The sequence below is a fragment of the Pseudomonas sp. Pseu.R1 genome, from assembly GCF_045764065.1.
GTDB lineage: Bacteria > Pseudomonadota > Gammaproteobacteria > Pseudomonadales > Pseudomonadaceae > Aquipseudomonas.
In genome coordinates, this window is sequence record NZ_JBJGEE020000001.1 from 292347 (window position 1) to 304248 (window position 11902).

The 11902-nt window shown below is 60.8% G+C and carries 14 protein-coding genes; 13 read left to right on the forward strand and 1 reads right to left on the reverse strand.

All coding sequences use genetic code 11. The features are described from left to right. Positions 1 to 10: 10 nt before the first annotated feature. The 13 genes from ACI5GA_RS01360 (at position 11) to ACI5GA_RS01420 (ending at position 11104) form a co-directional block, all read left to right on the forward strand. On the forward strand, positions 11 to 1345 hold the full coding sequence (locus ACI5GA_RS01360) for an LLM class flavin-dependent oxidoreductase (protein ID WP_421421283.1): 1335 nt from the start codon (positions 11 to 13) through the stop codon (positions 1343 to 1345). A 36-nt stretch (positions 1346 to 1381) separates the two neighbouring features. Continuing rightward, positions 1382 to 2308 carry an aliphatic sulfonate ABC transporter substrate-binding protein gene (locus tag ACI5GA_RS01365; RefSeq protein WP_404631806.1) on the forward strand — a complete coding sequence of 309 codons (927 nt, stop codon included), beginning with the start codon at positions 1382 to 1384 and terminating at the stop codon, positions 2306 to 2308. Between the two features lie 118 nt (positions 2309 to 2426). After that, positions 2427 to 3164, forward strand: a complete 738-nt coding sequence (locus ACI5GA_RS01370) for an SDR family NAD(P)-dependent oxidoreductase (protein WP_404631808.1) — start codon at positions 2427 to 2429, stop codon at positions 3162 to 3164. A gap of 24 nt (positions 3165 to 3188) precedes the next feature. Next, positions 3189 to 4025 carry a CmcJ/NvfI family oxidoreductase gene (locus ACI5GA_RS01375; protein ID WP_421421286.1) on the forward strand — a complete coding sequence of 279 codons (837 nt, stop codon included), beginning with the start codon at positions 3189 to 3191 and terminating at the stop codon, positions 4023 to 4025. A gap of 114 nt (positions 4026 to 4139) precedes the next feature. Further along, positions 4140 to 4301, forward strand: a complete 162-nt coding sequence (locus ACI5GA_RS01380; RefSeq protein ID WP_421421288.1) for a hypothetical protein — start codon at positions 4140 to 4142, stop codon at positions 4299 to 4301. Between the two features lie 3 nt (positions 4302 to 4304). Further along, a complete protein-coding gene (locus ACI5GA_RS01385) occupies positions 4305 to 4940 on the forward strand; it encodes a helix-turn-helix domain-containing protein (protein WP_404631814.1) in 636 nt (211 codons plus the stop codon). Positions 4941 to 5025: 85 nt separating this feature from the next. After that, positions 5026 to 5640: a hypothetical protein gene (locus ACI5GA_RS01390; protein WP_404631816.1), complete on the forward strand. Its 615-nt coding sequence runs from the start codon at positions 5026 to 5028 to the stop codon at positions 5638 to 5640. A gap of 429 nt (positions 5641 to 6069) precedes the next feature. Next, entirely contained in the window at positions 6070 to 6942 is an 873-nt protein-coding gene (gene ehuB / locus ACI5GA_RS01395; protein WP_404631818.1) for an ectoine/hydroxyectoine ABC transporter substrate-binding protein EhuB, read from the forward strand. Positions 6943 to 6978: 36 nt separating this feature from the next. Next, positions 6979 to 7980 (forward strand): succinylglutamate desuccinylase/aspartoacylase family protein, encoded by a 1002-nt coding sequence (locus ACI5GA_RS01400; RefSeq protein ID WP_421421290.1) that lies wholly within the window; start codon positions 6979 to 6981, stop codon positions 7978 to 7980. A 54-nt stretch (positions 7981 to 8034) separates the two neighbouring features. Beyond that, complete coding sequence (gene ehuC, locus ACI5GA_RS01405) at positions 8035 to 8703, forward strand: ectoine/hydroxyectoine ABC transporter permease subunit EhuC (RefSeq protein ID WP_421421292.1); 669 nt, start codon at positions 8035 to 8037, stop codon at positions 8701 to 8703. Positions 8704 to 8707: 4 nt separating this feature from the next. Continuing rightward, on the forward strand, positions 8708 to 9358 hold the full coding sequence (gene ehuD, locus ACI5GA_RS01410) for an ectoine/hydroxyectoine ABC transporter permease subunit EhuD (RefSeq protein ID WP_421421294.1): 651 nt from the start codon (positions 8708 to 8710) through the stop codon (positions 9356 to 9358). Further along, the gene (locus ACI5GA_RS01415) at positions 9351 to 10196 is read left to right on the forward strand and encodes an amino acid ABC transporter ATP-binding protein (protein ID WP_421421296.1); all 846 of its coding nucleotides are present in this window, start codon (positions 9351 to 9353) and stop codon (positions 10194 to 10196) included. The genes ehuD and ACI5GA_RS01415 overlap by 8 nt, the downstream gene beginning before the upstream one ends. Before the next feature lie 65 nt (positions 10197 to 10261). Beyond that, positions 10262 to 11104, forward strand: a complete 843-nt coding sequence (locus ACI5GA_RS01420; protein ID WP_404631828.1) for an alpha/beta fold hydrolase — start codon at positions 10262 to 10264, stop codon at positions 11102 to 11104. Positions 11105 to 11149: 45 nt separating this feature from the next. Here the strand turns inward: ACI5GA_RS01420 and ACI5GA_RS01425 are convergent, their stop codons facing one another. Next, positions 11150 to 11899: an ABC transporter permease gene (locus tag ACI5GA_RS01425; protein ID WP_421425421.1), complete on the reverse strand. Its 750-nt coding sequence runs from the start codon at positions 11897 to 11899 to the stop codon at positions 11150 to 11152. Positions 11900 to 11902: the final 3 nt, after the last annotated feature.

Consider the following 11902-nt stretch of genomic DNA (forward strand, 5'->3'; position numbering starts at 1 on the left):
AGGAGCTTTCATGAGCGACGTATCGCGCCAGATCAAGCTCGGCGCATTTCTGATGGCCACCGGGCACCACGTGGCAGCCTGGCGCCACCCGGATGTGCCGTCCGATGCCGGGCTGAGTTTTGCTCACTACCGGCATCTGGCAGCCGTGGCGGAAGCCGCTAAGTTCGACATGCTGTTCATTGCCGACAGCGTGGCCGCCGCCACCGGCGATATCGCCAGCCGCATGGCGCGCTCGGACCATTTCGAGCCGTTGACGCTGGTCTCGGCCTTGAGCGCGGTCACCGAGCGCATCGGTCTGGTGGTCACGGCGACGACCACCTACAACGAGCCGTATCACATCGCGCGCAAGTTCGCCTCGCTGGATCATCTGTCGGCGGGGCGCGCCGGGTGGAATCTGGTGACCTCCGACGCGGCCGCCGAGGCGCAGAATTTCGGTCGCGACGAGCATCTGGAACACGCCCAACGCTACAGCCGGGCCGCCGAGTTTCATCAGGTCGTGACCGGCCTCTGGGACAGTTGGCAGGACGACGCCTTCGTGCGCAACAAAGCCAGCGGCGAGTATTACGACCCGACCCGATTGCATGTGCTCGATCACCGGGGTGAGCACTTTCAGGTCAAGGGGCCGCTGAACGTGGCCCGCTCGCCACAGGGCCAGCCCGTGGTGCTTCAGGCGGGTTCCTCCGAAGCGGGTCGGCAACTGGCGGCGCGCACCGCCGAAGTGGTGTTCACTGCACAACCTTCTCTGAGTGCAGCGCAAGCCTTCTATCGCGACCTCAAGGCACGCGCCTCGTCCTTTGGCCGAGACCCGGACAGCCTGAAAATCATGCCCGGCATGTTCGTCGTGGTCGGCGACAGCGAAGCCCAGGCGCAGGAAAAGTACGAAGCCTTTCAGGCGCTGGTCGAACCGCACGTCGGTGTTGCGCTGCTCGGGCGCATGCTCGGAAACTTCGACCTGTCCGGCTACCCACTAGACGAGCCGCTACCGCCCCTGCCGCTCACCCAAAGCGGTCAACAGAGTCGTCAGGCATTGCTGACCGAACTGGCGCAGCACGAGCAACTGACCTTGGCAGAACTGGGTCGCCGTATTGCCGGTGGTCGTGGGCATTTCAGCGTGATCGGCACCGCACGGCAGATCGCCGATCAATGGCAAGCCTGGTTCGAGCAAGACGCGGCCGATGGCTTCAATGTGCTGGTGCCGCACCTGCCAGGTGGTCTGGAAGACGTTGCCACTCACGTGATCCCGGAGTTACAGCGCCGGGGTCTTTTCCGCAGAGAGTATTCCGGCACCACATTGCGCGAGCACTTGGGCCTGCGACGCCCCGTACACCGCTTCGCCCATGCCTAGCCTCAATCAAGCCACCGCCAATCAAGCGAGCAAGACATGCAATCACTCAAACTGTTGTGGGCCGGCCTGCTGGCCTTGGGGCTGACCGGTACAGCGCTGGCGGACTCGCCGGAAACGGTGCGTATCGGCTATCAGAAAGGCTCGATCGCGCTGGTCCTGGCCAAGGAAAACCACCTGCTGGAACAGCGTTTTCCGGACACCCGCGTGCAGTGGATAGAATTCCCGGCCGGGCCGCAAATGCTTGAAGCCCTCAACATCGGCGCGCTGGACATCGGCTCCACCGGCGATATTCCACCGCTGTTCGCTCAGGCCGCCGGTGCGGACCTGGTGTACATCGGCGCTGAACCACCCAAGCCCGAGGCTGAAACCATCTTGGTCGCTGCAAACAGCCCGCTGCACAAAGTGGCCGACCTGAAAGGCAAGCGCGTGGCGTTTCAGAAAGGCTCCAGCTCCCATAACCTGATCCTGCGAGCGCTGAACCACGCAGGCTTGAACTACACCGATATTCAGCCGGTGTACCTGAGCCCGGCTGATGCCCGCGCCGCGTTCGAACAGGGCAGCGTCGATGCCTGGGCCATCTGGGAGCCGTTCTCGGCGCTCGCACAACTGAGCGGCCATGCACGCCTGCTGGCCAATGGCGAAGGGCTGGGTTTGTCCGGTCCGATTTACACCGCACGCCGTGCTTACGCCACACGATACGCGGACTTCATCCCTGCCCTGCTTGCAGAGCTGTCTGCTGCCGAGGCACTGACCCGCAGCCAACGCCAGTCGAGTCTGGACGTCCTGACCCGCTCGATGGGGCTGCCTTCCGAAGTCATCGCCCGCTACATGGACAGCCGCCCTGCCTCACCGATCCAGCCCATCAGCCCTGCCATCGTTGCGGCGCAACAGGCGACGGCGGATCTGTTCTATGAGAACCGCTTGCTGCCGAAAAAAATCGATGTCAGCGCCGTCGCTCACTGAGACGGACTTGCTCAAACCAGCGCCCTTCTGCGCTATATCGTTAGCGTTCGAAATTCTATTGGGACCGTGGTTCATAACGTTAGAGTGAAAGCATCGCGCATCCCAAGGGGAAACCTCGATGTCTTCACCTGCTCTTCAAGTGGCCTGGATCAATGGTGTCGGTGCGGTGCAGGGACTGGGCGCAGCCATTGCCCGACGCTTCGCTCAAGGCGGTTATCGCGTGGCGGTCACCGGCCGCAGTCGGGACCGACTCGATGCCGTGGTGGCGAGCATTCGTGAGGCGGGCGGTGAGGCCTTCGCAGTGGTCGCCGACGCAGGCAACGAGCACGATCTGTTGGCTGCGGTGCAGCAGGTCCGGGCGCTTGGGCCGTTGCATGTCGCGGTATTCAATGTCGGCAATTCGGTGTCGGCCCCAGCCCTCGACCTGAGTGCGGAATTATTCGAGCAAACCTGGCGCGCCTCGACCCTCGGTGGTTTTCTGTTTGCCCGGGAGAGCACCCGCCTGTTGCTGGAAAACGACGGCGGAAGCTTGTTGTTCACCGGTGCCACCGCTTCACTGCGCGGCAAGCCGCCGTATACCGCCTTTGCGGCCGCCAAGGCCGGGCTGCGTTCGCTGAGCCAGTCGTTCGCCCGTGAGTTCGGCCCACATAACGTGCACGTCGCCCATGTGGTGATCGACGGCGGCATCAACGGAGAACGGCTACGCCAGCATGCCCCGCAACGCGTCCAGACGGTTGGCGAAGACGGCCTGTTGGGCCTGGATGCCATCGCTGACGCGTATTGGTATCTGCATCGCCAGCCTCGCAGCGCCTGGACTCAGGAGCTGGATCTGCGCCCCTTCAAAGAACCTTTCTGACGTGCCTCACCGCAAGGAGTTGTCATGGGTATTCATCAGCCACACCTCACACCCGACGCCGTGACCGGAGAGCTCAATTACCTGCTCGATGACGGTACACGCCCGGTCAACTACGCCTACCCACGGGAAGACGGCCTGCCGCAACGCATCGGCACGGTGCAGCCGACCCGCGTGGAAATTCACAATGCACGCCTGCTGGCCCGGCCATCGTTGTTGGACGATCAGGGTTTTCAGCGGATCGAACAACCCAGCGCGGTCAGCGACCTGCAGGACGAACAGCAGGTGCGCGAGCGTTATTACGCCGAAGCCGACGCCTTGATCCGCCAGGCCACCGGCGCAATCAAAACGGTGATTTTTGACCACACCATCCGCATCGACGAACCGGGTCGCGAAGCCAACGGCCTGCGCGAACCCGTGCGTTACGTGCACAACGACCAGACTGAACGCTCGGCCATTCGCCGGGTGCGCGATCACCTGCCGGCCGAGGAAGCCGAGCAGCGGCTGCGTAAGCGCTTTGCGATCATCAACCTCTGGCGCCCCATCGGCGGCCCGGTGTTCACCACCCCGCTGGCGGTGTGCGATGCCAGCAGCATTGATGCAGCGGACTTCATCCCAAGCGATCTGGTGTACCGCGACAAGGTCGGCGAGACCTTTGCCCTGCGCGCCAACCCACACCATCGTTGGTACTACTTCCCGCAGTTGCGGCCGGAAGAAGCCCTGTTGCTGAAGATCTATGACTCACGCACCGACATCGCCGCCCGTGCCGGTGCCCACACCGCTTTCGACGACCCGAACACACCTGATGACGCGCCACCTCGGCGCAGCATCGAACTGCGTGCGCTGGTGTTTTTTGACACTTGACAGCATGCTTTTATAGGCCATAAAGGAATTAATAAATGCCAATCAAGTATTTATAGTTCTATCGCAAGGCGGGTTACTGTGGACTCATTCGAACCCGCCTAGCGAGACTCAACCATGCCTGCTTCTGAAAACGTGATTGACCTGACCCTGGCCCGCAAGCGCCGACAGGCGCGCCTGATGGCACAGGCCATGTGGAATCTGTACCTGAGCCGCATGAACGTGCCGATGTACTCAACTCCAGCTGTCCTCAATCCCCGCGAGATTCATTGGGCGTGAGACATGAACTACCTGGACACCGCCTCTGCCGAGAACGACCTTTCCACCTCCATCGACAGCCCCCTTTCCGAGCATGACCCCATTGGCCAGCAGGTCGCGATCAACCTGCAACGTCTGCGCTCCAAACGCTACCTGTCTCTGGACGCGCTGGCCCGTACGTCCGGTGTAAGCCGGGCGATGCTTGCCCAAATCGAGTCGGGCCGCAGCGTGCCGTCGATCAAAGTGCTGTGCAAAATCGCCAAAGCGCTGAAGGTGTCAGTGGCAGCCTTTCTGGAGAACCGTGCCTTTGAAGGGGTCGCATTACTGCCCGCCAGGCAGAGCAAGCAACTGGTCAGCGCCAGCGGCGACTTCATTAGCCGAGCGCTGTTTCCCTACGACACGGCACGTCAGACCGAGTTTTACGAGATTCGGGTAAAGCCTCTGGGCGAAGAAGTGTCCGACGCCCATGGGCCGGGGGTTCAAGAGAATCTGGTGGTTGCACAAGGCGTGCTGGAAATCAGTGTCAACGAGGAGCGCTACCTGCTGTCCACCGGTGACTCCATTTTGTTCTACGCCGACCAGCCTCACCGCTATCGCAACCCCGCCGACAGCGAGGCTGTCGCCTATCTGGTGGTTATCCATCCCGAGCGACTGGACTGAACCCCACCCTACCCGGCCCTGAATTGAAAAAAGCCCGGCGAATCGATTCGTCGGGCTTTTTTCAATCAGGCTGGCGTATCAGCAGGTGCAGCACATCATCGGCATGCCGTTGCAGCTCATCATCATCGGCATGCTGCAATCGACCATCATTTTCATCATCAGCATGCAGCAGTTGTTCATCATTTCCATGCTCATGCCTGGCATCGGCATCATCTTGCAGGTCATGCTGCCTGCCTCGACGGTGCATTCCATCATGCACTTCATCATCGGCATCGGCATGCCCATCGGCATCATCATCGGCATGTTCATGCCCGCCATCATGTTCATCATGCTCATGCCGTCTTCGGACATGCACATCATCGACATGTTGCCGCAGTGCATCATCATCGGCATGCCGCACTTCATCATCATGGCCATCATGTCGGCGCTGTTCTTGAACATCGCCATGTCCATGCCCGCAGCCGGTTTGAGGGTCATCATCATGCAGTCGGCCATCATGTCGCACTTCATGGTCGCCATCATCATGCCCATCATGGGCATCATCGGCATGGTGTTGTTCATCGGCATCTGCATTGCGTTCATCATGTTCGAAACTCCGTTATCGAAAAGTCAGTGCGAAAAGTCGTGCGAGGCAAAGGGTGTGCGAAGCAGTGGCGCCGATTCTAAGACCCGCGCCGATCAGGGCAAGCTGACAGCCTAGCAAACGGAATCAGTGCTGATTTGCCCCGGAAAACCAGCCTGACGTACGCAATGACTGCAATAACGATGTAAGGACTGTTTTGACAGATAGATCCGCACCGAAAGCCTACATGTTCACGCTATGGATATGGCATTGGGTTATTACCTAATAACCACCATGAATAATCGGTCTAAGAAATGAATGCAGAGCGTGGACAGGGGAACAATGCCCGGCAAATCCGTCCGCGTTTATGCGAAGACATTCAGGATTGCGGGATCGAACTGAGCGATGGCGAAACACGATCGGCATATTGATATGCCATTAAGGTATTTAGCTTATTGCTTTTATACCTTTAGATTCATTGTGATACGGCTTATGTGACAAGTTGTTTCTGCACTTCGCCGCTGCTAACGCCTCTCCCACCCTCTTCGACGATTTCGAGCGTACGTGATGAAACGCACTTCCTCTGTGTCCCTGCCCGCCCTGATCGGTTCCTTGTGCCTGCTGACCGGCCTGTGGTCGGCGTCCTCCGTTGCGGGCCTGCTGGAGAAAGGCCGCAGCAGCGGACTGACCGCCGGTATTGCCAATGAACAACCCTACGCTTACATCGGCACCGATGGTCAGGTCACAGGTGCCAACATTGAAGTTCTCAAAGCGGTGCTGGCGCCATTGGGCATCACCCACATCGAGACGCCGATCACAGATTTCGGCTCGTTGGTACCGGGCTTGGCCGCCAAGCGCTTCGATCTCATCGGTGCGGGCCTGTTCATCAATCCGCAACGTTGCAAGGTGATCGGTTATTCCAACCCGGTGACTCGCTCCGGCGGCGCATTTATCGTCAAGGCAGGCAACCCGTTAAAGCTGCACAGCCTCAAGGACGTTGCGCAGAACGGCAAGGCGCGCCTAGCCACACAGCCGGGCAGCAATCAGGTGCAAGAAGCCAAGGACAGCGGTATCGCCAATGCCAACGTCGTGTTGTTCGACAAGGACACCGAAGCGCTGGCCGCCCTTGAGGCCGATCGTGTCGACGTGGTGTATTTTCCCGACGCGGAAATCATCAGCCTGTTGAAAAAGGCCAACAACCCGGCCATCGAACGCGCGTTGCCCTACGAGCAGATCCCCGACGCCCAGGGCAAACCGACCTGGAATTACCACGCCTATGGCTTGCCGAAGAACGATCCGGAGTTCATTCAGGCATTCAACGCGCAACTGGCCAAACTCAGGGCGTCGGGCGAGCTGCTGAAGATCCTGCAGAAATACGGCTACACCGAGAACGAACTGCCACCTGCCGACATCACCGCTGACCAGCGCTGCGCCCTGTGATCGCAAGGTAATGTCCACCGACAGACGAGATTCGCAATGAGCGCACTGACCAAACGGCTGCAGGGTAAGGACGGCCTGCTGAGCTGGGGCACGTTGGACTTCAGCCAGCCGCTGCTCAAGGACCTGCACCTGCCTTATTTCGACATTGTTGCCGAACAACCAGGGCCGCATATCGCGCTGATCGCCGGTATGCACCCCAACGAAGTCGATGCCATGGAAGCGGCGCTACAGGTAAAAGAGCACTTCGCCCGGCATCTGGTGCGAGGTTCCGTGTCGATCCTGCCGGTACTGAACATCCCCGGCCTGTACGCGCACGCGGAGTTCGTCTGCCCGGTAGACGGCAAGAACATCAACTTTCTGTCGCCCGGCGACCTGAATGGTTCTTTCAGCCAGGTGTTGATCCATCAGGTGCTGCACGAGTGGGCGAAAGACGCCGCAGTGTTCATCGATTTGCACGGCGGAGACCTGCGCGAAGAAGTGGCGCGGTTCGTGATGTGCCAGCTCACCGGCAACCCGGAATTCGATGCCCGGACTCGCGCTGTGGCGCATCAGTTCGACGCCGACAGCATCGTCGAATTTGCCGCAGACCAGACCAACAATCGCGGACGCGCCACCAACGAACTGCCGTGGCTGGGACGCCACGCGGTAATGGCCGAAGGCGGCGCCAATGGCGTGTTGGACCCGGTGTGCATCGACTTTCACGTTCAGGGCGTGCTGAACATTGCCCGCTATCTAGGGTTGACCGCCGAACCTGCGACGACCGTTAAGCAACGGCGCAATCAGGTGGTGCACAACTTCGCCAAGGTAGAGGCGCCTGCCAGTGGCCGTTTGTACCTGGACGTAGTTGCCGGTCAGACGGTGGAATCCGGCCAGCGTCTGGGCGTGCTCAAGGATCTCTTCGGCGACCCCCTGGGTGAACTGCACGCACCCCATGCCGGTCTGGTGTTGATGGTGGTCAATCACCCCATCATCAACCGTGGCGAGTGGCTGATCAGCCTCGCGCCGCTGCCCGACCGAGTCCCTGACGATGTTGATTGATCCCCTGCTGCCCGGGTCGTCAGGCCCCCTGACCTGCTGCCGGAGCACCCTTTGATGCACACCGCCACGTTCATCGCCAGCCAATTGGCCAAGGGCGCTTGGGTGACCCTGCAAATCACCGTCATGGCCGAGGTATTGGTGCTGGTGCTGTCGTTTGTGATCGCACTGATGCGTTTATCGCCGTGGCGCGTCGTGCGCTGGATCGCCACGCTGTATGTGGAGGTTTTGCGCGGGATTTCGGCCTTGGTGCTGCTGTTTTACCTGTTCTTCATTCTGCCGCTGTTCGACATCAGCCTTTCTCCGATGACCACCGGGGTCATCGGCCTGGGACTGACGTTCTCTGCCTATGGTTCGGAAATCGTGCGCGCTGCGCTGCTCAACGTCAGTCAGGGGCAGCGTGATGCCATTCGCGCGCTGGACTTCGGGCCCGTCATCGCGCTGCGTCGAATCATTCTGCCGCAGGCCTTGCCGGTCATGCTGCCGCCATTGGGGAACCAGTTGGTTGAATTGCTCAAGACCACTTCGCTGGTGTCACTCATTACCCTCACCGACCTGACGTTCTCCGGTGCCCAGCTCATCACCACCCTCGGCCAGCAAACGTTGATCTGGTGCCTGGTGCTGGCGGTGTATTTCCTCATGGCCTGGCCACTGACCCGTCTGGTACGTCGCTATGAACGCCATCTCACGGCATGGCGCGAGCAGCGGCAAAGGGAACGGGGGTAAGGCCATGGATTTCGATTTCGGATTTGCCTGGTCAATTGTCCCGGACCTGCTGCGCGGCCTGTCGGTGACCGTGCAGGTGGTGGTGCTGGGCTTCCTGCTGGCCGTGTTGTTGGGCCTGTTGCTGGCGTTGGCGCAGCGCTCGTCGTCGCGCACGCTCGGTGCGATGTGCGCCGGTTATCTGGGGTTCTTTCGCAGCACGCCGTTGATGGTCCAGCTTTATGTGCTGTTTTTCGCCTTGCCGTTGGCCGGGCTGACCCTGCCAGCATTCGCCACCGGTGTCATCGGGCTGGGGCTGTACTACGCCGCCTACATTGCCGAAGCCTTTCGCGGCGCAATCGAGGCCGTACCCGAGGGGCAATGGGAGGCGGCTCGCGCACTGGATTTCGACACCGCCACCACCTGGCGTCGGCTGATTCTGCCCCAGGCACTGAAACCGCTGTTCCCGGTGCTGGGCAATTACCTGATCGGCATGTTCAAGGAAACGCCCTTGCTGGCCGTGATCACCCTGCCCGAGCTGTTTCAGGCCGCCAAGCAGATCGCGGGCATGACTTACCATTACAACGAACCCTACACACTGATGGCGTTGATGTTCCTGGCCATCAGTGTCCCGACCTCCCTGTTTTTCAGGTATCTGGAGCACCGCCGTCATGTCTGAGCGCCCGAACTCTCCTGCACCGGCGCAGATTGTCTTCAAGGATGTGGTCAAGCGTTTTGGCGAAACGCTGATCATCGACCACCTGAGCCTGAGCATTCCCCGAGGACAGAAAGTCGCGCTGATCGGCCCCAGCGGCTCCGGCAAATCCACCGTGCTGCGCCTGATCAAAGGCCTGGAAGCCTATCAGCAAGGCAGCATTGAGGTGGCCGGGAGCCTTGTCTCGCAGAAACACCGCAGTTGGCACTGGCCCGGCCGTCGGCCCGCGACCGTGCACCGGGTCGGGATGGTGTTTCAGCAGTTCAACCTGTTCCCCCACCTGACGGTGCTGGAAAACATCGCCGAAGCCCCGCAGCGGGTACTCGGGCTCAGCCCGGAACAGGCGCGGGACCGCGCACGGGAATACCTGGAAAAAGTCGGTTTGAGCCACAAGGCCGACGCCTGGCCGGGCAAACTCTCCGGCGGTCAGCAGCAGCGTGTGGCCATCGCCCGTGCGCTGGCCATGCGCCCGCAAGTGTTGCTGTTCGATGAGGTCACCTCCGCCCTTGATCCAGAGTTGGTGGCTGAAGTGCTCGCGGTGATTCGCGTCATTGCCCATGAGCAGCAGACCACAATGCTGCTGGTCACCCACGAGATGGGGTTCGCCCGGGATATCGCCGACCGGGTGTTGTTCATGGAGAGCGGTCGGATCGTCGCCGACGGCACGCCGCAGGAAATTCTGATCAACCCGGTGAACGAGCGCACACGACGCTTTCTCAATCGGGTCGAACGACGCGACACCGAGACACTCGCCGAGTGGCCGCCAGCCATCCCCCCGGCACGCCGCACACTGATTCGGTGACCGAACAGGCCGGATCAGCACCCGCTGCACCGGCCTCATGACGACCACGCACAAAGGGAACTGCCATGAACCGTCGACTGATCCTCGCCTTTTCGCTACTGATGTCTGCCGCAGGCGTCCATGCCGCCGAGCGCTGGGAAACCTTGCCCGCCACCCCGGCCTCGGTGGCCGCCACCAAAACCGGCTACGCCACGGTCAATGGCGCGCGCATCTACTACAGCGTGTCCGGTCACGGCTCGCCCGTGGTGCTGCTGCACGGAGGGCTGTCGAATTCCGATTACTGGGGCTATCAGGTGAAAGCGCTGACGGGCAAACACACCGTCATCCGCATCGACAGTCGGGGCCATGGCCGCAGCTCGCGAGACGCCCAGCCTTATGGCTACGATTTGATGAGCGATGACGTGATCGGCGTGCTCGACACACTGAAGATCGCCAAAGCCGATATCGTGGGCTGGAGCGACGGTGCGATCATCGGGCTGGATCTGGCGATCCGTCACCCTGAGCGCACCGGCAAAGTCTTCGCCTTCGCGCCGAACACGCAAACCTCCGGGGTCAAGGAAGGCGTAGAGAAAAACCCGACGTTCGCTGCCTTCATCGAGCGGGCTGGCAAGGAGTACGCAAAGCTGTCGCCCACGCCGAAGGAGTACGACGGCTTCGTCGAGCAAATCAGCCACATGTGGGCCAGCCAACCCAATTGGAGCGATGCCGATCTGCAAAAGATCACCTCGCCCGTGCTGATCGTCGATGGCGATCATGATGAGGCGATCAAGCGCGATCATCTGGAATACATCGCCGCCACCATTCCCCATGCCGGGCTGCTGATCCTGCCCAACACCAGTCACTTCGCGTTCATTCAGGACCCGGCGTTCTTCAACGCAGCAGTCACGCACTTTCTGGACGGGAAATAAATCGCGGGCACAGGTAAAAGCCGGGCGATTTGCCCGGCTTTCGCGTTAATGGCTCCAGCGTCGATGCAGCCCGCGCGCCAAGGCATCCAGCAGAAAGCCCAAGACGCCAATCAGCAACACCATGGACATCAACTCCGAATACGCCAACCGGTCCCGCGTATCGAGGATGAAGTAACCCAGTCCCGCGCTGACTCCGAGCATTTCACACGGCACCAGCACGATCCAGAGAATGCCAATGGCCAGTCTGACGCCCGTCAGCACATGGCCCAGCACGCCGGGGATGATCACCCGACTCAAAGTTTCCCAGCGACTGGCGCTCAGGCTACGGCTCAGTTGCAACCAGCGCGGGTCAAGCTGACGCACACCCGCGACGGTATTGAGCAGGATTGGCCATACCGCCGCGAACGCCAGCAGGAAATAGATCGGACGATCGCCCACGCCCATCAGCATCACCACCACCGGCATCCACGACAGCGGTGAAATCATGCGCAGAAACTGAAACGCCGGGGTCGTTGCGGCTTCCAGATTGCGCGAGCCACCGATCAACAGGCCCAGCGGTACGCCGATCAACAGTGCCAGCAGCAGACCTACGACGATGCGTTTCAGACTGACCAGCACATGCTCGTACAACTCCGGACGACCAAGTAGCTGCCACAGGCTGACGAAGGTTTCCTGAGGCGAAAAGCGCGCCGCCAGACCGCTGCCGCCACCGAACAGCCGCACGCCCAACCACCACAGCACCAGCAGCGCTAGCACACCGGCCAACCCCAGTGCCCAGTGGCGGGCAAAAGACACCTT

Excerpts from the sequence above, each read along its gene's own strand:
- ehuD (WP_421421294.1), top strand. The coding sequence starts at position 8,708 with ATGGATTTCGATTTCGGATTTGCCTGGTCAATTGTCCCGGACCTGCTG.
- ehuC (WP_421421292.1), top strand. The coding sequence starts at position 8,035 with ATGCACACCGCCACGTTCATCGCCAGCCAATTGGCCAAGGGCGCTTGG.
- ACI5GA_RS01400 (WP_421421290.1), top strand. The coding sequence starts at position 6,979 with ATGAGCGCACTGACCAAACGGCTGCAGGGTAAGGACGGCCTGCTGAGC.
- ACI5GA_RS01370 (WP_404631808.1), top strand. The coding sequence starts at position 2,427 with ATGTCTTCACCTGCTCTTCAAGTGGCCTGGATCAATGGTGTCGGTGCG.
- ACI5GA_RS01375 (WP_421421286.1), top strand. The coding sequence starts at position 3,189 with ATGGGTATTCATCAGCCACACCTCACACCCGACGCCGTGACCGGAGAG.
- ehuB (WP_404631818.1), top strand. The coding sequence starts at position 6,070 with ATGAAACGCACTTCCTCTGTGTCCCTGCCCGCCCTGATCGGTTCCTTG.
- ACI5GA_RS01415 (WP_421421296.1), top strand. The coding sequence starts at position 9,351 with ATGTCTGAGCGCCCGAACTCTCCTGCACCGGCGCAGATTGTCTTCAAG.
- ACI5GA_RS01380 (WP_421421288.1), top strand. The coding sequence starts at position 4,140 with ATGCCTGCTTCTGAAAACGTGATTGACCTGACCCTGGCCCGCAAGCGC.
- ACI5GA_RS01385 (WP_404631814.1), top strand. The coding sequence starts at position 4,305 with ATGAACTACCTGGACACCGCCTCTGCCGAGAACGACCTTTCCACCTCC.
- ACI5GA_RS01365 (WP_404631806.1), top strand. The coding sequence starts at position 1,382 with ATGCAATCACTCAAACTGTTGTGGGCCGGCCTGCTGGCCTTGGGGCTG.
- ACI5GA_RS01360 (WP_421421283.1), top strand. The coding sequence starts at position 11 with ATGAGCGACGTATCGCGCCAGATCAAGCTCGGCGCATTTCTGATGGCC.
- ACI5GA_RS01420 (WP_404631828.1), top strand. The coding sequence starts at position 10,262 with ATGAACCGTCGACTGATCCTCGCCTTTTCGCTACTGATGTCTGCCGCA.